The 21043-nt window shown below is 57.4% G+C and carries 18 protein-coding genes; 17 read left to right on the forward strand and 1 reads right to left on the reverse strand.

Annotation, left to right across the window (positions count from 1 at the left end):
* Complete coding sequence (locus R5R33_RS00005; RefSeq protein WP_318954031.1) at positions 1-2724, forward strand: TonB-dependent receptor domain-containing protein; 2724 nt, start codon at positions 1-3, stop codon at positions 2722-2724.
* 176 nt (positions 2725-2900) lie between these two features.
* On the opposite strand, the gene R5R33_RS00010 is transcribed toward R5R33_RS00005, so the two are convergent.
* Entirely contained in the window at positions 2901-4523 is a 1623-nt protein-coding gene (locus R5R33_RS00010) for an electron transfer flavoprotein-ubiquinone oxidoreductase (protein WP_318955756.1), read from the reverse strand.
* Between the two features lie 454 nt (positions 4524-4977).
* Here R5R33_RS00010 and R5R33_RS00015 point away from each other — a divergent pair, with 454 nt between their 5' ends.
* From R5R33_RS00015 to R5R33_RS00090, 16 genes are all read left to right on the forward strand, one after another.
* Entirely contained in the window at positions 4978-5727 is a 750-nt protein-coding gene (locus R5R33_RS00015) for an electron transfer flavoprotein subunit beta/FixA family protein (RefSeq protein ID WP_318954032.1), read from the forward strand.
* Positions 5727-6656, forward strand: coding sequence for an electron transfer flavoprotein subunit alpha/FixB family protein (locus R5R33_RS00020; protein WP_318954033.1), 930 nt, complete (start codon positions 5727-5729; stop codon positions 6654-6656). The genes R5R33_RS00015 and R5R33_RS00020 overlap by 1 nt, the downstream gene beginning before the upstream one ends.
* Before the next feature lie 224 nt (positions 6657-6880).
* On the forward strand, positions 6881-7567 hold the full coding sequence (locus R5R33_RS00025; protein ID WP_318954034.1) for a type II secretion system protein N: 687 nt from the start codon (positions 6881-6883) through the stop codon (positions 7565-7567).
* A gap of 85 nt (positions 7568-7652) precedes the next feature.
* Positions 7653-9638 carry a type II secretion system secretin GspD gene (gene gspD / locus R5R33_RS00030; protein WP_318954035.1) on the forward strand — a complete coding sequence of 662 codons (1986 nt, stop codon included), beginning with the start codon at positions 7653-7655 and terminating at the stop codon, positions 9636-9638.
* Positions 9638-11116: a type II secretion system ATPase GspE gene (gene gspE / locus R5R33_RS00035; RefSeq protein ID WP_318954036.1), complete on the forward strand. Its 1479-nt coding sequence runs from the start codon at positions 9638-9640 to the stop codon at positions 11114-11116. Before gspD ends, gspE begins: the two co-directional genes overlap by 1 nt.
* A 1-nt stretch (position 11117) precedes the next feature.
* On the forward strand, positions 11118-12338 hold the full coding sequence (gspF, locus tag R5R33_RS00040; RefSeq protein WP_318954037.1) for a type II secretion system inner membrane protein GspF: 1221 nt from the start codon (positions 11118-11120) through the stop codon (positions 12336-12338).
* A gap of 87 nt (positions 12339-12425) precedes the next feature.
* Entirely contained in the window at positions 12426-12854 is a 429-nt protein-coding gene (gene gspG, locus R5R33_RS00045; RefSeq protein ID WP_318954038.1) for a type II secretion system major pseudopilin GspG, read from the forward strand.
* Between the two features lie 18 nt (positions 12855-12872).
* The gene (locus R5R33_RS00050; RefSeq protein ID WP_318954039.1) at positions 12873-13481 is read left to right on the forward strand and encodes a type II secretion system protein; all 609 of its coding nucleotides are present in this window, start codon (positions 12873-12875) and stop codon (positions 13479-13481) included.
* Positions 13471-13887: a type II secretion system minor pseudopilin GspI gene (gene gspI / locus R5R33_RS00055; RefSeq protein ID WP_318954040.1), complete on the forward strand. Its 417-nt coding sequence runs from the start codon at positions 13471-13473 to the stop codon at positions 13885-13887. Before R5R33_RS00050 ends, gspI begins: the two co-directional genes overlap by 11 nt.
* Complete coding sequence (locus R5R33_RS00060; RefSeq protein WP_318954041.1) at positions 13884-14741, forward strand: type II secretion system protein GspJ; 858 nt, start codon at positions 13884-13886, stop codon at positions 14739-14741. Before gspI ends, R5R33_RS00060 begins: the two co-directional genes overlap by 4 nt.
* Positions 14738-15712: a type II secretion system minor pseudopilin GspK gene (gspK, locus tag R5R33_RS00065; RefSeq protein ID WP_318954042.1), complete on the forward strand. Its 975-nt coding sequence runs from the start codon at positions 14738-14740 to the stop codon at positions 15710-15712. Before R5R33_RS00060 ends, gspK begins: the two co-directional genes overlap by 4 nt.
* Entirely contained in the window at positions 15713-17104 is a 1392-nt protein-coding gene (gene gspL / locus R5R33_RS00070) for a type II secretion system protein GspL (protein WP_318954043.1), read from the forward strand.
* A 71-nt stretch (positions 17105-17175) separates the two neighbouring features.
* A complete protein-coding gene (locus tag R5R33_RS00075) occupies positions 17176-17664 on the forward strand; it encodes a type II secretion system protein M (protein WP_318954044.1) in 489 nt (162 codons plus the stop codon).
* Between the two features lie 353 nt (positions 17665-18017).
* The gene (locus tag R5R33_RS00080) at positions 18018-18287 is read left to right on the forward strand and encodes an acetyltransferase (protein ID WP_318954045.1); all 270 of its coding nucleotides are present in this window, start codon (positions 18018-18020) and stop codon (positions 18285-18287) included.
* 145 nt (positions 18288-18432) lie between these two features.
* Positions 18433-18639 (forward strand): DUF2788 domain-containing protein, encoded by a 207-nt coding sequence (locus R5R33_RS00085; RefSeq protein WP_318954046.1) that lies wholly within the window; start codon positions 18433-18435, stop codon positions 18637-18639.
* Positions 18640-18707: 68 nt separating this feature from the next.
* Positions 18708-20915 (forward strand): hybrid sensor histidine kinase/response regulator, encoded by a 2208-nt coding sequence (locus R5R33_RS00090; protein WP_318954047.1) that lies wholly within the window; start codon positions 18708-18710, stop codon positions 20913-20915.
* The last annotated feature ends 128 nt before the right edge of the window (positions 20916-21043 follow it).

Raw genomic sequence — 21043 nt, forward strand, 5'->3', positions numbered from 1 at the left:
ATGATTAAGCACGAAAAATTTCAACGAGCGCCGCTGGTACTGGCTATCGCCACGGCCTCCGTCATTGCTCCTAACGTATTTGCGCAAGTGGCGATGGACAGCGTCGCTGGCCCGCAAGCACAGCAGATTGAAGAGGTCATGGTTCAAGGGCGCCTGAAAGACTCTGCGGAAACGTTGGTCATGGAGCGTCTGGATGAAGAAGTGGTAACCGATATTCTCGGTTCCGAAATGATTGGCCGCGTGGGCGATTCTACCGTTGCTGCAGCTTTGCGCCGGGTATCGGGCCTGTCTCTGGTCAACGACAAATTCGTATATGTCCGCGGTCTCGGTGAGCGTTACTCCAGTACTACCCTGAACGGTGCCACGGTACCTTCACCGGATTTGACCCGGAACGTGATTCCGCTGGATATTTTTCCGACTTCTGTAGTCGATTCTCTGGCGGTACAAAAATCCTACTCTGCCGATCAGGCAGCCACTTTTGGTGGCGGTAATGTTGATATCCGCACCAAGAGTATCCCGGACTCGCTGACCTATTCCATCGAGCTGGGTAGCGGTATGAATACCGAAACGGACGGCGACGTACTCACCTATAGCGGCGGTGGTGACGACAGTCTGGGCACCGATGATGGTACCCGCGCAATGCCGGCGGAACTGCAAGCAGCGCTGCAGCGCTTTAAGGGCCGTCTCGGTGTCCAGGATATTCGCAAGGTTCTCGAGGCCGAAGGTAATGTTTATGGTTCTGCCTCCGAAGCGATCGCCGCAGCCCAGCAGGTCAACCGTGACTTGGCGTTGAATCTGAATCGTGATGTGAACCTGGAAGAAGAGTCCAGCAAACCCGATATGGATGTAAAGGCGAGCGTCGGCAACAGTTTTGTCCTGAACGACGACTGGGAAGTGGGTTTCCTGGCGGGCGGTTCTTACAAGAATCGCTGGCGTGAAGAGGAAACCATCAAGCGTTCTTACGGGTCTCCGGAAGAGCGCATCGATACCGAGAACACTTCCACTAATTCCGTGGATTTGAGCGCGAACGTGAACCTCGGTATCCGTTACGCCGACGAGCAGGAAGTGATGTTCACCAGCCTGTATCTGCGCAACACTGATGACGATGCGTCTATCCGTGACTACTTTAACGAAAACCGTGAAGTATCCGATGGTCGCGGATTTCGTGAATACACGCTCAAGTATGAAGAGCGTGACCTGATGCTGAACCAGGTGAAAGGCAGCCATCAAATGGGGCCTGCCAGTAAGGCATTGGTACCAGGCGGTCTGCTGAACTGGACTCCGGATGACCTCGTGGTTGATTGGTTCTACTCCGATGCAACCGCGCAAACCGATATCCCCAACGAAGTGAGCATTCTGGCCGACACCACCACCAATGCCAGTGGAGAAGTGGTCTCCTCTGCGGTGAGCACCGGTGTTAACAGCTCTGCGTTCCGTTTTACCGAGCTGGAAGATCAGGTTATCAACTACGGCTGGAGTGCTACTCTGCCGCTTGAATTCTCAAGCTCCACACTCGAGTTGAGCGGTGGCTACGCGCGTACTGAAAAAGGGCGTTGGTACAAGCAGACTGAATTCCGTCTGGGTGCCCTGACTGTCGGGGATTCCAGCTCTCTCGGTGGCAGCCTGGACGAAGTGTTTAGCGATGAGCAAATCACCAGTACCGACAATAACTACGTGTTCGATCGTGCGGGTTCCGACAACCAGAGCTACATCGCAGCAACCCTTACCGACGCTGCTTTCGGTAAGGTGGATTGGACGCTGAACGAGACTTGGCGCGTGTCTGCCGGCGCCCGCTGGGAAGAGTACAACCAGGTTGCGCTGGACTGGAACCCCTACGGTTTCACTTTGGACGACCCGCAGATCACCAACGATCCGGAAGAGCTGCGTGAAGCCACTTATGTAGAAGATGCGGTGTACCCGTCGCTGTCCCTGACCTACATGGGCTCCCTGTGGGCGGAAACCTTCCAACTGCGCTTTGGTGCCAGTAAGACTTCCGTTCGTCCTGACCTGCGCGAAATTACCGACGCGATCTACATCGATCCGATCACCGACGAGCAGATCAAGGGTAACCCCAACGCGCGTCCGTCTGAGATCACCAACTTTGATATTCGCGCTGAGTGGTTCTTTGACAATGGCGATAACCTGACGGTTTCCGCTTACTACAAGGACATCATGGACCCGATCGAGTTCTTCGAATTGGCTTCCAGTGATACCAACGTAGCGCGTGAAATCATCAACGCGGAATCCGGAGAAATCACTGGTATTGAAATCGAGGGTCTGAAGACGCTCGGCTTTATGGGTGAATTCATGGATAACTTCTTCCTGCAGGGCAACCTGACTGTGCAGGAAACCGAGCTGGTAGCAGGTACCGAAGCCGACGCGCCAACCAATCCGATTCGCGAGATGACCGGTGCCTCCGATTATGTGGTGAACATGCTGATTGGCTTCGATTCACCGGATGGCAACCATTCCGCCACCCTGGGTTATAACGTGTTTGGTGATCGTCTGTACCTGGCAGGCCGTAATGGCGCGCCGGATGCGTACGAGCAGCCGTTCCACTCGCTGGATCTGACTTACTCCTGGTATCCGACGTCGGAAATTACCATCAAGGCGAAGATGCAGAATCTGCTGGATGAGGCCATTGAAATCGAGCGCGCTGGTGTGATCGTGTTTGAAGAAAAGCCCGGTCAGACTTTCGCTCTGAGTGCGCAATACCAATTCTAAAAATATTAAGAACATTCCTGGAAGTTCTACACCAACAGGGATTGCTTGATAAGCCAGGTGCCGGTAAGGTACCTGGCTTTTTTATTGGTCTGTCACCCGGCTCTGAATCCGGTGATAAAGATTGGGCATAAAAAAGGGCACCATTGGTGCCCTGAAAAACTGACTGCTTCAGTAATTTACATGTTGGGGTAGTTGGGGCCGCCGCCGCCCTCCGGAGCCACCCAAATAATATTCTGGGTGGGATCTTTGATATCGCAGGTTTTGCAGTGTACGCAGTTCTGCGCATTGATCTGGAAGCGCTTGCTGCCGGCTTCTTCAATCACTTCGTATACACCGGCAGGGCAGTAGCGCTGAGCGGGTTCGTCGTAGATCGGCAGGTTGTGGTTTAGCGGGATGTCACTGTCCTTTAAGGTCAGGTGACAGGGCTGGTCTTCCTCGTGGTTGGTGTTGGAAATAAACACCGAGGAGAGCTTGTCGAAGCTCAGTTTGCCATCCGGCTTCGGATAATTGATTTTTTTGCAGTCAGCGGCTGGCTTCAGCTGGGCGTGATCCGCCTTGCTGTCGCTCAGGGTCCAGGGCAGCTTGCCCTTGAACAGGTTGATGTCGATGAAGGCATAGGCGGAGCCGATGATGTTGCCCCACTTGTGCTGCGCGGGACCGAAGTTGCGCTGCATGTGCAGCTCTTTCCAGGCCCAGCTGTTTTTGTAGCGCTCGCTGTAATCGGTGAGCTCGTCGCTTCCGCGTTCAGCCGCCAGTGCTTCGGCTACGGATTCCGCGGCCAGCATGCCAGACTTCATCGCGGTGTGGTTGCCCTTGATCTTGGCAAAGTTCAGGGTGCCGGCGTCGTCGCCGATCAGCAGGCCGCCTGGGAAGGTCATCTTCGGCTGTGACTGCAGGCCGCCCTTGACGATGGCGCGCGCACCGTAGGCAATGCGCTGGCCGCCTTCCAGGTACTGCTTGATCACCGGGTGGTGCTTGTAGCGCTGGAATTCGTCAAACGGGCTCACGTGCGGGTTGCTGTAGGAGAGGTCGGTGATCAGGCCGACCACTACCTGGTTGTCTTCCAGGTGATAGAGGAAGCCACCACCGGCAGAGCCGGATTCATCCAGCGGCCAGCCGGCAGTGTGCACTACCAGGCCCTGCTGGTGTTTCGCGCTGTCGACTTTCCAGATTTCCTTGATGCCAATACCGTAGTGTTGGGGATCGCGGTTGGCATCCAGAGAGAACTTGGCGATCAGCTGCTTGCCCAAGTGGCCGCGGCAACCTTCGGCAAACAGGGTGTATTTGGCGTGCAGCTCCATGCCGGGCATGTAGCTGTCTTTTTGCTCGCCATTTGCGCCGACGCCCATGTCACCGGTGGCAATACCTTTCACTGAGCCGTCGTCGTTGTACAAAACTTCAGCAGCGGCAAAGCCCGGGAAGATTTCAACGCCCAGTGCTTCTGCCTGTTCAGCCAGCCAGCGGCACAGGTTGCCGAGGCTGATGATGTAGTTGCCCTCGTTGTGCATGGTGCTCGGCACCAGTGCATTGGGGACTTTGAGGGATGAATCAGGGCCGCGCAGTACGTAGATATCGTCGCCCTTTACGGCGGTTTCCAGTGGCGCGCCGCGTTCTTTCCAGTCCGGGAAGAGTTCGTTCAGGGCGGTCGGTTCAAACACGGCGCCTGACAGGATGTGCGCGCCCACCTCGGAGCCTTTTTCCACTACGCAAACGGAAATGTCTTCGTTGATCTGACGCAGTTTGCACGCGGCGGCAAGTCCGGCGGGGCCGGCGCCCACGATCACTACGTCGTATTCCATTGACTCGCGTTCCACAGGTCACTCCTCAGCATATGTAGTTATTCAGCCGCCGAATTATGGCAGGCGCTTTTTAAACCGATGCATTATATAGAGCATCGAACAACCCTACCAATTGCAGGATTTTTCAAATCCGCTGGCAAAAGCAGTGCAATCCGGGGCGTTTCGGTCATGAAAATATGCCTGAATTATGGCCTGAAATTGATCTTGTGAATGGCTGCTAGGCTTAGTATTCAACTATTGATTTTGCCTTTTGAAAGGGCCAACATACACGCCGCTCAAACAACTGTTTGAACTTGCGGGGGGCCCGCAGGTGCCTGATTTCTTCCGCTTCGGGCGGGATAGGCTGGGCCGCCAAGTACTCGGCCGGGAGGCTGCCCGAGTTACCCATGTTGCGTCAGCGCTGTGATGGCTGCCGGCTCGCAACTTCCAAGTAGACTACTGAGACGGGATTTTCATGAAAGTTCTTGTAGCTGTGAAACGCGTTGTGGATTACAACGTGAAAGTCCGCCCCAAGGCGGACGGTTCGGATGTGGATATCGCTAATGTGAAGATGTCCATCAACCCCTTCTGCGAAATCGCGGTTGAAGAAGCGGTTCGCCTGAAAGAGAAGGGTGTGGTCAGCGAGATCGTCGCTGTTTCCATGGGCCCAAAACAGTGTCAGGAACAGATTCGCACTGCGCTGGCACTGGGTGCCGATCGCGGTATCCTGGTGGAGACCGATGCCGAACTCCAGCCGCTTGCGGTGGCCAAGTGCCTGAGCGCGCTGGTGGAAAAAGAAGCACCCCAGTTGGTAATTCTCGGCAAGCAATCCATCGACGGTGACAACAATCAGACCGGCCAGATGCTGGCGGCGCTCACCGGCATGGGGCAGGGCACCTTTGCCTCCGAGGTGAATGTAGAAGACGCGTCAGTCAAGGTTACCCGTGAAGTCGACGGCGGCCTGCAGACCGTTGAGCTGAAGCTGCCCGCGGTAGTTACCACCGACCTGCGCCTGAACGAGCCGCGTTACGCCTCTCTCCCCAATATCATGAAGGCCAAGAAAAAGCCGCTTGATACCACCACCCCGGATGAGCTGGGTGTGGACATTGCCCCGCGCACCAAAACCCTGAAAGTCGAGCCGCCGGCCGAGCGTCAGGCAGGCATCAAGGTTGCCGATGTGGCAGAACTGGTGGAAAAACTGAAAAGCGAGGCGAAAGTAATCTGATGAGCATTCTTGTAATTGCAGAGCACGATAACGCCGAGCTGAAAGGCGCAACTCTGAATACTATCGCTGCGGCCAAGGCCATTGGTGGTGATATCGACGTGCTGGTTGCCGGTAGCGGTTGCGGCGCAGTAGCTGAAGCTGCGGCCAAGGCGGACGGCGTGAGCAAGGTTCTGGTGGCGGACAGCGCCGCTTACGAACACCAGCTGGCAGAAAATGTCGCCAAGCTGGTTGCGGACCTGGGCAAGAACTACAGCCATGTACTCGCTCCGGCCACGACCACAGGCAAGAACATGCTGCCGCGCGCGGCGGCCCTGCTGGATGTGCAGCCGCTGTCCGACATCATCGCGGTGGAAAGCCCGGATACGTTCAAGCGTCCGATCTATGCCGGTAACGTGATTGCGACTGTTCAGAGCTCTGACGCCATCAAGGTGGCGTCTGTGCGTACTACCGCGTTTGACCCGGTAGCGGCCGAAGGTGGCAGTGCGGCAGTGGAGCAGGTGAGCATTGTTGATGACGCCGGCCTCTCCAAATTCGTGGGCGAAGAGCTGGCGAAATCTGACCGTCCGGAACTCACTGCCGCGCGCGTGGTCATTTCTGGTGGTCGCGGTATGCAGAACGGCGACAACTTTGAACTGCTGTACAAGGTTGCCGATAAGCTGGGTGCAGCGGTTGGCGCATCCCGCGCTGCGGTTGATGCCGGCTTCGTACCCAACGACATGCAGGTGGGTCAGACCGGCAAGATCGTTGCCCCGGATCTGTATATTGCAGTCGGTATTTCCGGTGCCATCCAGCACCTGGCAGGTATGAAGGACTCCAAAGTGATCGTAGCCATCAACAAGGATGAAGAAGCGCCCATCTTCTCCGTGGCGGACTACGGCCTGGTAGCGGATCTGTTTGATGCGGTACCTGAGCTTGAAACAAAACTGTAACCGGTAAGAAATATACTGGGATCAGTGGAAGGGCGGCGCAAGCCGCCTTTTTTATTGATGCGAAGTATTGGGGCTTGTGCTGCAATAGTTTGGAAGTGGTTAAGTTTTGTTCTTATGTGGGCGGTAACGTTGCCTTTCTCGGTTCAAGCCCCGAGAATAGGCGCCCAATAAAGAATAAGAGCTGTCTGTAGTATGGCAGCCATCTATTAGAGGCGGGTTTAGTCATGTCTTTAGTGAAGCGCACAATAACATCCGCTCTGCAGGGTTCCTCCGCCACAGTGGGGGGCAACACGGCAAAACGCAGTCTGTTGGCGACTGCCGGGGTCATCGGCGGCTGGTTTGCGGTGAATCTGCTGGCCTATGGGCATCTCGCCGTTCCGTCTGATACCGATAGCGGCTTGCTCGCGGAGCGCAGCACCCGCAGTGTCGGCACTAATACAGCGGTTTCTCTGCCGGCCACCGCTTTTTTCGGTGTTGCCGCGGTAAAAACCGAAGCTGCGCCCGAAATTGACCTCGCCAACATTCCCATTACGCAGTTGAATCTGGTACTTTCCGGCGTGCTCAGTAGCAGCGTCAATGATCGCGCCAGTGCTCTGGTATCCGAGCGCGGTAAGCCTGCAGAGCGTGTTTACGTAGGGCACAAGCTGCCTGGTGGCGCCGAAGTCTACTCTGTAGAGGTCGATCATATTATCCTTCGCCGCAACGGGCAGATGGAAAAATTGACCTATCCAGATGCTGAGGGACGTCCTGCAGTGCCAAAACAGTACGCCAGTTACGCACAACAGGCCGCTGAGGTCATCAGTGCCAATGCGGCGTCTGACCGGACGGACAAGCAACAGTCAATTCGCGAACGCCTTGAGCAGTTGCGTGAAATGGCGCGAGACCGGCAGGGGGCGCGATCTGCGAACTGAGCCGGCTTAAGGCGCCCGAGGGGGATCGGGTGCGACTTTCAAGACCATTACAACTGAACAGATAAGAATTAGAGCCAGATTTATAATGATTCGCGTGTTTCACCGACGACTGGTACCAGTCGCCCTGAGTTTTTTGTTGTCGTTTTCGGTGCTGGCTCAGACGTCCGCGGAAAGGGTGCGTGGCGTGCCCGAGCGGGTAACGCTTTCACTGGATAACGCCGATATCCGCGACCTGATCAATTGGGCGGCGGACTTCACCGGCAAAAACATCATTGTCCACCCCAACGTAAAGGGTAAGGTGACCGTCGTTGCCGGTGACCCGATGACCCATGAGCAGGCATTTGACGTGTTCATGTCGGTGCTGCAGGTCAACGGTTTCAGCCTGGTGGAGCAGGGCGATGCCTGGAAGGTGGTGCCGGATGCGCTCGCCAAGCAGCAGGCGATCCCGGTGGTGGATGACCTGACTCGCGCACCGGGCGAAGCGCTCGTGGTGCGCACCGTAAAAATCGAGAACATTTCTGCAGCGCAGCTGATCGCCATGCTGCGCCCCCTTATCCCCCAGACCGGCCACCTGGCCGCCTATGCGGATACCAACACCCTGATCGTGGCCGATCGCGCAGCGAACATTGAGCAGATCGTGCGTCTGATCAAGCAGCTCGATCGCGCCGGAGCCATCGATATCGAACTGGTACCGCTGGAGTTCGCCTCTGCCAAAGAGGTCAAACAGGTGATCAACGAATTGCTGCAAGGCGGCGGCAAGCAGGCGGGCAGTGATGTCCAGCCACTGCGTATTGCCGTAGACGAGCGCTCCAATGCGATCCTGCTGACCGGCGACCCGGTTGTGCGCCAGCAGCTGAAAAAGGTCATCGAGCGTCTGGACCAGCCGCTCTCCGGTGAAGGCAACACCGCCGTGGTTTACGTGCAGTATGCCAGCGCCGCGGATCTGAAGCCGATCCTCGAGGGTATGAGTGGCAGCATCCAGAAGACGGAAAAGGACCAGCAGGTTGCGGACGTCGAGGTGAGCATTCAGGTCAACGAAGAGCTGAACGCGCTGGTTCTCACTGCGCCGCCGTCGCTGCTGGAAACCATGAAGGGTGTCATTGCCAAGCTGGACGTGCGCCGTGCCCAGGTCCTGATTGAAGCAATTATTGTTGAGGTAACCGAAGGCACCGGTAACAAGCTGGGTGTCAAATGGATTGCCGGTAACAACGACGATGTATTTGCCGGTTTTGAAAATGATTTTGCGGAAACACCGATCATCGACGATGACGGCAATGTGCTCTCTGAATACAACCCGTTTTCCCTCTCTCCGCTGAACCTTGCGCGCTCGGGTCTCAATCTCGGATTCCTTACCGGCACAGACGTGCGGGTAGCGATCAACGCCATGGCCAGTGAGAACAACGCCAATATCCTGTCCACGCCCACCATCATGGCGCTGGATAACGAGGAGGCGGAAATTCTCGTCGGCCAGAACGTGCCGTTCATCACCGGCGAGCAATTGCTGTCTGGCAGCAATAACGATCCTTTCACCACCATTCAGCGTCAGGACGTGGGTACCACCCTGAAGGTCACGCCGCGGGTCAACAACAACAACTCCGTTACCCTTGAGATCGAGCAGAAGGTCGAGAACGTTTTGCCAGTCACCGGGCAGGCTGCGGATATCATCACCAGCAAGCGCGAAATCCGTACCAAGGTGCTGATCGACGATGGCGCCATTCTGGTGCTGGGCGGTTTGATCGAAGACAAGGTCACCGAAATCAATCAGAAGGTACCGCTGCTCGGCGATATCCCGGGGATCGGCCGCCTGTTCCGCAACTCGGACAAATCCGTCGACAAAACCAACCTGATGGTATTCCTGCGCCCGCGCATCCTGAGCAATCAGGTCGCAGGTTACGAGGAAACCCGCCGCCGCTACCGCGACATGCAGGAGAAACAACTCCAGCTGCGCGACAACACCAGTCGTGTCTGGGACTGGAACCGCGGTGAGGTCCTGCCGGATCTGCTGCCGCCAGCCGCGATCTATGAGCAGCAGGAAGAAGTGCCGCCTTTGGAGCCTGAGGACTTCAAATAATGACGGTGCTAGCGGTAAAACGTCTGCCTTACGCCTTCGCCAAGCGCCATCAGGTGCTGCTGGCGGAAGTGGAGGGCACGCCGGTGCTGCAATATGTGGCGCCGCTGAATCCCTCTGTACTGGCTGAGGTACAGCGGTTGTGCGAGCTGCCGCTGGGTATTGCCGCGGTGGATCAGGGTAGCTTCCAGCAATCCCTGCAACGGCAGTATGAAAACCGCGAGGGTGGCAATCTTTCCGACGTGGAAAGCCTCGGTGAGGATCTGGATCTGGCCGCGGTGGCCGATTCGCTGCCGGAAACCGAAGACCTGCTGGAGCAGGAAGACGACGCGCCCATCGTCAAACTGATCAATGCCATTTTTGCCGAGTCCCTGAAGCAGGGGGCTTCGGATATCCATATCGAAACCTTCGAAAAGCGCCTTGTGGTGCGCTTTCGGGTGGACGGTGTGCTGCGCGAAGTGCTGCAGCCGCGCCGTGCGCTGGCACCGCTATTGGTGTCGCGTATCAAGGTTATGGCAAAGCTGGATATCGCCGAAAAGCGCGTACCCCAGGACGGCCGGATTTCGCTGCTGATGGGCGGGCGCGAAGTGGATGTGCGGGTATCCACCATGCCGTCTTCCGCCGGCGAGCGTGTGGTGATGCGTCTGCTGGACAAGCAGGCCGGCAAGATGGACATGCGCAATCTCGGTATGTCCGAGCGCGATCTCAAGGTCATGATGGATCTGCTGGGGCGGCCCCACGGTATCCTGCTGGTGACCGGCCCTACCGGTTCCGGTAAAACCACCACCCTTTACGCAGGCCTCGCCAGCATCAATAACCGTGAGAAGAATATCCTCACGGTGGAAGATCCGGTGGAGTACAACCTGGAGGGCGTCGGCCAGACCCAGGTAAACACCAAGGCGGATATGACGTTCGCCCGCGGTCTGCGTGCCATCCTGCGTCAGGATCCGGATGTGGTGATGGTGGGGGAGATTCGCGACCTGGAAACCATGCAGATCGCCATTCAGGCGAGTTTGACCGGTCACCTGGTGCTGTCCACGCTGCACACGAACACCGCACTCGGCGCGGTTACCCGTCTTGTGGATATGGGGATTGAACCCTTCCTGTTGTCGTCCAGTATCATCGGTGTGCTGGCACAGCGGTTGGTGCGGGTGCTCTGTCCGGAGTGCCGCCAGCCTCACGAAGCGGACGCCTTCGAGTGCCGTATGCTGGGACTGGAGGAGGGGGCTCGTGCCACCATCCACCGCCCCGGTGGCTGCGAAAAATGTAACCACAGCGGTTATCTCGGTCGCGTTGGCATCTATGAGCTGGTGCCGGTAAATGAGAGACTGCGGCAGATGATCCACGATCGCGCCTCTGAAAGTTCGCTGGTTCAGGAAGCCCGCAAACTGGGGCCGAGCATTCGCGACGACGGCATGGCAAAGGTGCTGGCGGGAATCACTTCACTGGAAGAAGTACTGCGGGTAACCCAGGAGTCCTGAGATGGGTGCATTCGAGTACACCGCCCTCAATAATGGCGGACGTAAAAATCGCGGTACGCTCGAGGCGGACAGCGCAAAAGCGGCGCGTCAGCAGTTGCGGGCTAAAGGTCTTATCCCGCTGGAAGTGACTCCGGCGGTAGAATCCACTGCCGCCACCTCATCTGGCAATTTGCTTTCCGGCAGTCCGGGTCTCGGTATCAAGGCGCTGGCGCTACTGACGCGGCAGATTGCCACGCTATTACGTGCCGGTATTCCCCTTGAAGAAACCCTCGGCGCCATCGCCAACCAGAGCCGCAACCAGAAGGTACGACGCATCGTGCTCGCGGTACGTGCCAAGGTACTGGAAGGGCACAGTTTTGCGCAGGCGCTGGGCAGTTTCCCCCGTGCATTCCCCAAGCTCTACCGTGCCACCGTAGAGGCGGGCGAGCACTCCGGGCATCTGGACGATGTGCTCGAACGCCTGGGTGATTACACCGAGAACCAGCAGGTGTTCCGCCAAAAGGTACAGCTGGCGCTGATTTACCCGCTGGTGCTGGTGGTCATCTGTGTGCTGGTAGTGACCGGTCTGATGGTATACGTGGTGCCGGACGTGATCGAAGTGTTCACCGGTACCGGCCAGCAGTTACCCCTCGCCACCCGTATTCTTGTCTCCATCAGCGACTTTATTTCCGCCTGGGGCTGGATCATTCCACCGGCAATCGTGCTGTTGGTGGTGTGCTGGATTCTCCTGTTGCGCCAGCCTGGATTCCGCTATCGCTTCCACCACCGGCTGCTCGATATGCCGGTCATTGGCTGGCTGGTGCGCGGGGGCCAGAGTGCGCGTTACGTGGGTACGCTGGCCATCCTTACCGGGAGCAGTGTGCCATTGGTACAGGCCATGGGCATCGCCAGTGGCGTTATGGGAAATGACTATTTGAAAGAGCGGCTGCAGGTTGCGCAGAAATTCGTGCGTGAGGGCGGTAGTCTGCGGCGGGCACTAGAAGATGTGGAATACTTCCCGCCGATGATGACCTACATGATTGCCAGCGGCGAGTCCTCCGGGACCCTTGATCAGATGCTGGTGCGGGCGGCGGAGAACCAGGAGCGGGATCTGCAGGGTGCGGTCACCGCCTTTGTCAGTCTGTTTGAGCCAATCATGTTGCTGGTAATGGCTGGAATCGTGCTGTTTATCGTGATGGCCATCATGATGCCCATCATGAGCATGAATCAGTTGGTGGTGTGACCACCGCCAGACCTGTTCAATAGATGAACAATGCGGCAAAGTACGAAGCTTGCTGGCCGCACAATCGCTTAAAGTAAGAGGTGAAAAATGAGAAACATGCGTAAGAGCGGGGGCTTTACCCTGATCGAGATCATGGTGGTGATCGTGATTCTTGGTGTGCTGGGTGCACTTGTGGTGCCGAACATTATGGGCCGCACCGGCGAGGCACGGGTCAAGGCTGCCACTGTGGATCTGCGTGCCATCTCCACCGCGTTGGATATGTACCGTATGGACAATTTCGTTTACCCGAGTTCTGACCAGGGGCTGGAAGCTCTGGTGAGTAAACCTTCCGGTTTTCCAGAAGCCAAGAACTGGACCGAGCCCTACCTGAAGAAGGCTCCGAAAGACCCCTGGGGCAACCAGTACCAGTACATCAGCCCCGGCAGTTCTGGCCCCTATGACCTGCTCAGCCTGGGTGCCGATGGCAAACCCGGTGGTGAGGGCGAAGCCGCCGACCTGGTCGCGTCTGAACTCTGACACTGACCTGAGCCCACCATGCGCGTTGCAGCCCACTGCCAACGGGGTTTTACCCTGATCGAACTTCTGGTGGTGATTGTCATCATCGCTTCTCTTGCGGGTATGGCAACGCTCTCCCTGAATAATACCGACAGCCGCCACTGGACCGGGGAGGTCCAGCGGCTCGGTAACCTCCTGCAGCTGGTGGCAGACCGCGCGCTCATCGATAAAGCCCATTACGGGGTGGTTTTTGAGGAGCGCAGTTATCAGGTGGTTCGCTACGACTCCAGCGCCATGAAATGGCAGGAGATCGATTTTTCCGCGGCGCCCAATGTCGCCAATGCCCGCCGTTTTGCCGCCCACCAGCTTCCACCCAATATGCGCATCGAGGTGCTTTCACAGACTGAGCTGCCGGGTGCCACCAGTGAGCAATCAAGCTTTGGCGGTAACCGCAGTGGCGGTGGTTCACGTGGCGACAAAGGCAAAGAGGAGCTGTTACCCCAGTTTGCAGCGCTCTCCAGCGGTGAGGTGCTGCCGGTGGAAATTGGCTTTTTTTTGCTGAAGGACGGCAAAGACGGCCGCGGGGCAATCATCTCTTACAGCACTTTGCATGGTATGGAATTGGAGTGGCAGGCCGATGATTACTGAGTGCCGAATTGCCCGACGGCGGAATGCGGCCAGACAGCATGGCTTTACCCTGGTGGAGGTTCTGGTCGCGCTGGTGATTTTCGGCGTAATTGCCGCCAGCGTATTAAAGACCATGCAGGACAGCGTGCGGCAGCAGACTGCCTTGGAAGAGCGCCTTGCTGCCAACTGGGTCGCGCAACAGGCGCTTGCGGAAATTCGCCTGCGCACCGAGTGGCCGCCACTGGGGAAGAAGACTGAAAAGGTGACCCTGTCCGAGCGTGAGTGGCAGGTGGCCGCCGAGGTCACGGGCACCAGTGAGCCCAGAATGCGCCATATCGTCGTGCAGGTGGGCTGGCCGGACAAGCCGCCAATCCTCACCATAGATTCCTGGGTTGCACAGCCCGATGCCACTGCGGTGAGTCCATGAGTAGCTCGCAATTCAGCCGCAGCCGCGGCTTCACTCTTATAGAAATTATGGTGGTGCTGGTGATCGTATCGATCATCGGCATCGGCTCCTATTCGCTGCTGGAATCCTTTTTCACCACCGACCGTGTGCTCACCGCCCGTGCCGATGAAATGCGTCGGCTGTCGATGGCCATGTACCGGTTGGATGACGACCTGCGCCAGCTGACGGTACGCCCGGTCAAAAATGCCTACAGCGGCTATGAGCCGGTATTCCAGGGCGTATCCAATGAATTCGAGTTTACCCGCCTGGGGGCGGCCAACCTGACCGGCGAGCCCCGGGGCAACCTGCTGCGCCTGCATTACGGCATCGGCTACCCGGAAGAAGATTCGGTGCGCGGGCGGGGGCGAGATCGGGAACAGGATCAGGATGACGACACCACGCTGTTATTACGCAGCCGTTGGCGCATCCTCGATCGTGGCCCGGATTCCGAACCGATCGCGGAACCCATACTCGACGGCATCGTCGATCTGAATGTGCGCTATTACGATCGAGATACCGAGGTCTGGTTGGCCCAGTGGCCGCCAGCGTCAACGTCCACAACACCGGGTGAGGCGGATCTGCGCCTGCCGGAGGCGATCGAGATAACCCTGGTAACCCGCAGCGCCGGCGAGATGCGGCGCGTGTTTTCGCTACCTGAATACACCATCGAGTTCGGCGGTGGCTCTGGTTCCGGAGGCGATGGCGTCGATAACGGCGGCGACAGTGGTGGCGAGGATGATGGCTCTGACGAAGGTGAAGGGCGCAATAGTGATGACGCTGGCAGCCGCGACGACAGCAGTGATGGCGGCAATGGTGATTCGGAGGCCACACAGTGATCCGCGCCGGTCTCAGGCAACAGCGCGGTGTTGCGTTGATCACTGTGCTGCTGGTAATGGTGATAGCGATTGCGGCGGTCACCCATGCGGTGACCCGCAATCGCCTGGCAATTTCCCGTACCAGCGCCATTCTGGCCAATACCCAGTTGGCCGAGTTCGTTCAGGGGGCCGAGGCCTGGGCGATCATCGCGTTGGAAAAGGACTTTGAGGAAGATCGGGCCGCGGGTAACGCCAGTGACAACCTGATGGAACGTTGGGCCCAGCGACTGACGGAATTCAATCCCGGAAATGGGAAAATTCGCATACAAATCAACGACTTGCAGTCCTGTTTTAATGTGAATAATTTAGCCCAGGTTCGAGCTGGCGGCGGCGCCAACGCAAACAGTGAAATCCTTAAACGGCTTGTGCGCAATCTCGGCGGTAACCAGGAGAGCGCGCTCGCTATCGAAGATTGGGTCGATCCGGGCGATACCCCCCTTGCGTCGGACACCGAAGACAGTGGCTATCTTGGGCGGGAGCTGGCACACCGGACTCCAGACACCCTGATTACCGATGTATCTGAGCTGAGTGCCGTGCAGGGCATTGATGCAGAAGAGTGGCAGCGTATAGAGCCGCAGTTGTGTGCACTGCCGGAGGTCGGCACCAGAATCAATGTGAATACCGCTTCCCAGGAGCTGCTTAGCGCGGTGTTCCCGAGCGCGAATATTCCCGGATTGATCACACAGCGGGAGAGCGGTACCCCTTTTGCGCAGATGGCGGACCTGTCTGGGTTCGGGATCAGTGCCGGGGGAGAAGTGGAATTCAACAGCGCGTATTATGTCGCGCATATCGCCGTGCAGCTGGGTCTGGAGCATCGCCAGTATTGGGAGTCGATTCTCAAGCTGGATTCCAGAACCGGTAGAGTAAAAGTAATACAACGCCAACGGCGTGAATTTTCCGGGCAGTTATTGCAGGAATTACTGGGGGATTAATTGAGCCAGGAACTGAAATTATTGCGCCTGTGGGAGCCGGGTGCCGGTGCGTATGCCGGAGACCAGGAGCTACCTGCCGGCAGCGTACTCCTGCAGCACTGGCAACCGGACGGTTGGCATACTGTCGTCACCGACAGCAAATTCCAACGCGCGTTTGCGGCGGATGCGTCCGGGTCGATGCATAGCCAGGAAGCAGGAACGGCATTGGGCACGGCGGAAGTCGCCGAAGAGACTGCATTCGCTGGCGATGACGACATGGAAACCGCCAGCTCGGCGTCAGCTGAAACTGGGCTTCTCGCATTCGAGCCCGGCGAGCGCGCTGTGCTCCTCCTCCCCGGCAGCTGGGTGTGGAGTGGGCTGGAAACGGTGCCTCGTGCCGCGCGGCGCCAGAGCAGTGCGCTCGGCTATATGGTTGAAGACCAGCTGGCCGAAGATGTGGAAGATCTTCATTTTGTATGCGACCCGGTGGCGGGTGACCTCTGTTGTGTGATGGCCGTTGCCAGCGCCAAGCTGGAGATACTCAAGCAGCAGATCGAGCGCCTGGGTTGGCCGGTAATTGCCGCGATTCCCGAATACCGCGTACTCGCGGACGGCGCGGGCTCATCGGTCTGGCTGGAGCGGGATAAAGCACATTTCTGGCAGGGTGCCGGGCGTGGTCTTACCGTCAGTCGTCCGCTTGCGGGCATCATTGCCGGAAGTCTTTTTGCGGGTGATGACGAAGAGGGCGATGCCGAAGCTGGCGAAGGGGAGGCCTCCTTACGCTTGTATGGGGATATTTCCGAGCTGGAACTTGCCACTTTCCAACAGCTAGGCAGTGTCGAGGTTGCCGAAGCCGGTCCCGAGGCCGCTTGGTTGAAGGTGCAGGGCGCTCATATCTTGGGCAACTTACTGACCGGGGATTACCAGATTTCCCTGAAAACAGACGCGGGTCCCTGGTGGAAGAAGCCAGCAATCGCCGCTGCTGCCTGCTTTGTGTTGCAGTTGGTGTTTTTCGCCGGCGCCGGTACCTATTACAAGATTCAGGCGGGCAGGGCAGATGACGCGGCACGCAGTCTGTTCAGTGAAATCTTCCCGGGCGACTCGCCGGGCATCGATATTCGCCGTCAGATCAACGGCTACCTTAATCAGTCCTCTGGCGGTGGCGGTGAATTTGCCAGCCAATTACAACAATTGAGTGCGGTCTGGGCTACCGGCAAGCAGGGCGAGTTGAAACTGCAGTCTCTGCGTTTCGACGGCAATCGCGGCGAATTGGTGCTGCAGTTGCGCGCGGCCAACCTGGGGCAGCTTGATGCTGTGGTTGGCAAACTCAATGATGGATCCCAGTTCAAGGCCGAGCTGCTCGCCGCCAATGAATTGGAAGACGGTGTTTCCGGACGAATTCGGCTGCGCTGAAACCCGCGCGCAGGATCATCAGTGGGCTGAGTGTCCGTTTAGAAAATAATCAGATAGATCATCGACCAGATATGAAACAGACGATAGAGCAGTGGCGCCGGAAATGGGCGGCTCTGCCAGCAAATGACCAGCGTGCGCTGGGAATGCTGGGGTTGTTCCTCGGTGTGATTTTCGTTGTGTTTGGCCTGTTCAAGCCGGCGCAGTCGTTCTTTGACAATGCCCGTGTTGAAGCCGAGCAGTCGCGGGAGCTGGTGGCGTGGATTGAAAAACAGCGCCCTCAGCTCGAGCGAATTCAGCGCACCAGTGGCGGCCAGTCTCAGGCCCAGGGGACCTTGTTGCAGCGGGTGACCGCTGCAGCCAACAATCACAAGGTCACCATCAAGCGGTTTGAGCCTGAGGGTGACGGCCGCATCCGCCTGTGGATCGACGAAGCCCGCTATCAGGATTTGCAGCCCTGGCTCAATACCCTGCTGCAGCAGCGTTTTATCATCCGATCGGTCAGTGTCGACGCACTGGCGGAGGAGGGGATGGTCTCGGCACGATTGACGCTGGAGCGGTAATTCAGTCGACGGCAATCCGTTTTTTCCGCGGCCGGGTGGCCGCTTCATGAGGCTGCAGCGACGGTTACGAAAGGGTTTTTCTCGCAGTGCCGAGCATGAATAGAAAGCCGGTCTGCGTGGCGGTAGTTGATTGTTCGTTTCTGGATGCGTGAGGATGTTTTTTGTCCCAGCGTTCGTTTTTTTCGCTGGGTCTTCGGCTTATATTCTAATTTTGTTCGGTATATTGGAATTGTGACCCTTTTTTGGCCTTGGGTATGGCGCTGAAGATGCGGAAAATTGGGCTGAAATTACGTCGGAGATGGCGTCAGATTCTCCCTATACTCTAGGGTATTGATGAGAAGCAGGGGCCGATAATGCTGTTAAGAGATGCTGGATCCAACCACCTTATCGATGTCGCCGATATCGTCACTCTCTCCAACCCCTATGAGCTGACCGTGGTCGGTCGTTACCTCTGGGGGGAAGAGGTACAAGACCCTGAGGTGTTCGACAAATCGCAATTGCTTTTCCTGTCAGGTGAGGCATTACCGCGCTGCTGGCACGACAGTCGTTACCGGGACCGGGAAGTTCGCCGTATCAAGTGTGGCACCCGGATCGACGACAGCGACTACTATCAAGGCGCGTAAATAGAAAGGGAGGTTCTAACCCCATCTGCCGCTAACTCGTGGTTTCGTACCAATAGCTCCTATACAATACGCGCCAATTTTTCTCCGGCTGCTCGACGTCGGGGTGTGATGTTGGGCCCGAGAATCGAAGCGGAAAATTTGTGCCATGAGCTTTGAGCTGTTTGAAGAGTACTCCCTGTTATTGGGAATTGGCGGTCTGATCCTGTTCATGATGTTTATCGTGTGGAATCTGGCCAAGGAGTCCAAAGCCGGGCGTTTTGGCACTTTTATCTTGTTTATTGCCCTCGGCCTGGGTTTGCTGGGCTTTGTGGTGAAAACCGTACTGGTTGAAGTCATGGGTGTGGGCCAGTAAGGTCTCAGTGACTCCTGGCCCGCTGCTAACGCGAGTCGGATACAGGGAGCGTTCGCCGGAATCGTCTTATGCCGTTATTTGATCACCCCGAGCTGAAGGTCCAGAAAGACCGTCGCGTCTGCCGCAATACCGATACCCGTATCGCGAAATACAGCAGGCGCGGACTTCTGTTCAGCCTGGCGGCATTTGCCATTGCCATTGCCATTGGTGAACTTCGCACTATGGCGCCACGGCTTGTGCTGGTGCTGGCCATCGTGCTGGTGCTGGTAACCCTGGTGCGGGGTTACTATGTTTTCCGTTTCGAGCATATCTATGCCACCGGCCCCAAGCGCTGGCGGCATCGCTATTTCCTCGCGTCCACCATCGGTGCCATCTGGTGGGGCGTGATTCTGTTCTGTCACGTATTCCTGCTGGGCTTTTCTCCCTCCTCACAGTTCCTGTGGCTGTACACCGTCGTATTCTGTGCCAGTGTGGCCTCGGTATTCGCACCCTATTACCGCTTCCTCACCTGGTTTTTTGCCGCATCCCTATTGCCGGCGGCCGTAGAAGGCTTTTTGACCGGAGAAATTCTGGGAGCGATTTACGGCGCGCTGACCCTGGCGTTCGTGTGGTTGATGTCACATCAGGCCCGTCGCGAATCTGAAAATTACTGGGACCGTGTGGCGGCCATGCAGGAGCTGCAACAAAAGGCCAGCAAACTTGCGGCTGCGCGCAAGAGCTCCGATGCAGCGGTGGAAGTCACCAACGAGTTCCTGGCCAATGTGGGGCAGGAATTCCGCAGTCAGCTATCCGATTCCCTGGGTGCACTTGCCCTACTGGAGGGCGATCGCCTGACGGAACGCCAGCGGGAGTGGCTGAAACTGGCGAAGTATGCCAACAACCAGCAGTTGAAGCTGGTGGATAACGTGGGCATGTTTACCCGGGTGGCGCGCAAGGATATTCACCTGCGCCGGGCACCGTTCAACCTGGTGCGCACATTGGAAAAAGCGTTCAAGGTAGCGGCTCGTGCCGCCCAGCGCCAGCGCCTCGAGTTCAACTTCCAGATCAACGAAGATCTCCCGGTCATGGTGACGGGCGACAACCGTAAGACCGCACAACTGATTCGCAACCTGGTGGATTCCGCGACCGTTATCGCCCAGAACGGTGAGCTTTGGGGGGATGTCATTTTTGAGGAAATCGGCGCCGGGGAAGGGCAGCTGACGATCAAGCTGAGTGACAACGGCTGTGGTGAAATATTGCCGGACGAATCCGAGTTGTTCGGTGCCTTCTCGCGTCGGGATACCACGCAGGTAACCACAGGGCTCAGCCTGAATATTGCCAAGGGGCTGGCCGAAGCCATGGGTGGCTTCCTGCAGCTGCACTCCTCGGACGATGGCAACCGTTATCTGGCGGTGATCAAATTCGAAATCGAGCCGAACCAGCGTATCCACCTGCAGCCGGATCGCCGTCTGCAAGATACCGATGTACTGGTGCTGCACCAGAAGGGGCTGTTCGTCAGCGGTATCGTACAGGTGCTGGAATCATTCGGCATGAACGTGACCAGCAAGAACTGGGCAGACGGCAGTACCGAGCCCACCGATGAGCTGCTGCAATCCATAGGCCGTGGTCAGTTGGTAATCCTCGCGCCAGCCATGGGCGATGCACGGCTGCTGGGTGGCGTGACTCAGGTGATCAATTCCGCCGCGCGCCATACGCCGGCGAAGTTTCCGCTGCTCTGTGTGGGTAGTCTCGGGCACAAGAAACATTTTGCACCCCTCGCGGCGTTAGATCTGGAGGCCCAGTACCTGGCGCGCCCACTGACGCGGAAGGAATTCCACGACGCATTGGTGGTGCGCCTGTTCGGTGGTATCAAGAAAACCAGCCGTCGCGTGGTCGGCACCAGCGTGGACATTAACCGCAAGCGCAAACTGTTGTTGATCGAGGAGTCGCGCCAGCATCAGGGCGTTACTGAGGAAATGTTGCAGGCGCTTGGCTATCAGGTCGAGGTGGTGCCATCGGTGGAGGCTGCGCTCAGTCTGCTGCCCAACAACAGTTACGATTTACTGCTGGTGGACTGCCAGCAGAATACCGCCCACAGCGCAGAGATCATCGAGCGGCTGCGCCACTGGGAAAGTGAATTCTCCCCTGATGATCGCTTGCCGGTCATCGCCTTGACCAGCACCACGGAAGAGCAGTTTGAAGGTCGCTGCCTTGCCGCGGGAATGGATGACTTCCTTACCAAGCCGCTGAGCAAAGATAGTCTGGCAGAAACGCTGGAACGCTGGCTCGGCGAGTAACCTACCTCTTGTCGGTTAAAAAAATGGCCTGTCGATGACAGGCCATTGAGACTTTCGGAATATTCGACGCGATTGACACGCAAGGTGTCAAAAGCGTGTTTTCCTTAGAGATTGTCGTTTCAGGTATT

Source organism: Microbulbifer pacificus (assembly GCF_033723955.1).
Lineage (GTDB): Bacteria > Pseudomonadota > Gammaproteobacteria > Pseudomonadales > Cellvibrionaceae > Microbulbifer > Microbulbifer pacificus.

Coding starts and splice junctions, on each gene's coding strand:
- gspF (WP_318954037.1), top strand. CDS start 11,118: ATGGGTGCATTCGAGTACACCGCCCTCAATAATGGCGGACGTAAAAAT.
- R5R33_RS00010 (WP_318955756.1), bottom strand. CDS start 4,523: ATGGAATACGACGTAGTGATCGTGGGCGCCGGCCCCGCCGGACTTGCC.
- gspE (WP_318954036.1), top strand. CDS start 9,638: ATGACGGTGCTAGCGGTAAAACGTCTGCCTTACGCCTTCGCCAAGCGC.
- R5R33_RS00025 (WP_318954034.1), top strand. CDS start 6,881: ATGTCTTTAGTGAAGCGCACAATAACATCCGCTCTGCAGGGTTCCTCC.
- R5R33_RS00085 (WP_318954046.1), top strand. CDS start 18,433: ATGAGCTTTGAGCTGTTTGAAGAGTACTCCCTGTTATTGGGAATTGGC.
- R5R33_RS00015 (WP_318954032.1), top strand. CDS start 4,978: ATGAAAGTTCTTGTAGCTGTGAAACGCGTTGTGGATTACAACGTGAAA.
- R5R33_RS00075 (WP_318954044.1), top strand. CDS start 17,176: ATGAAACAGACGATAGAGCAGTGGCGCCGGAAATGGGCGGCTCTGCCA.
- R5R33_RS00090 (WP_318954047.1), top strand. CDS start 18,708: ATGCCGTTATTTGATCACCCCGAGCTGAAGGTCCAGAAAGACCGTCGC.
- gspI (WP_318954040.1), top strand. CDS start 13,471: ATGATTACTGAGTGCCGAATTGCCCGACGGCGGAATGCGGCCAGACAG.
- gspG (WP_318954038.1), top strand. CDS start 12,426: ATGAGAAACATGCGTAAGAGCGGGGGCTTTACCCTGATCGAGATCATG.
- R5R33_RS00020 (WP_318954033.1), top strand. CDS start 5,727: ATGAGCATTCTTGTAATTGCAGAGCACGATAACGCCGAGCTGAAAGGC.
- R5R33_RS00060 (WP_318954041.1), top strand. CDS start 13,884: ATGAGTAGCTCGCAATTCAGCCGCAGCCGCGGCTTCACTCTTATAGAA.
- R5R33_RS00050 (WP_318954039.1), top strand. CDS start 12,873: ATGCGCGTTGCAGCCCACTGCCAACGGGGTTTTACCCTGATCGAACTT.
- R5R33_RS00080 (WP_318954045.1), top strand. CDS start 18,018: ATGCTGTTAAGAGATGCTGGATCCAACCACCTTATCGATGTCGCCGAT.
- R5R33_RS00005 (WP_318954031.1), top strand. CDS start 1: ATGATTAAGCACGAAAAATTTCAACGAGCGCCGCTGGTACTGGCTATC.
- gspD (WP_318954035.1), top strand. CDS start 7,653: ATGATTCGCGTGTTTCACCGACGACTGGTACCAGTCGCCCTGAGTTTT.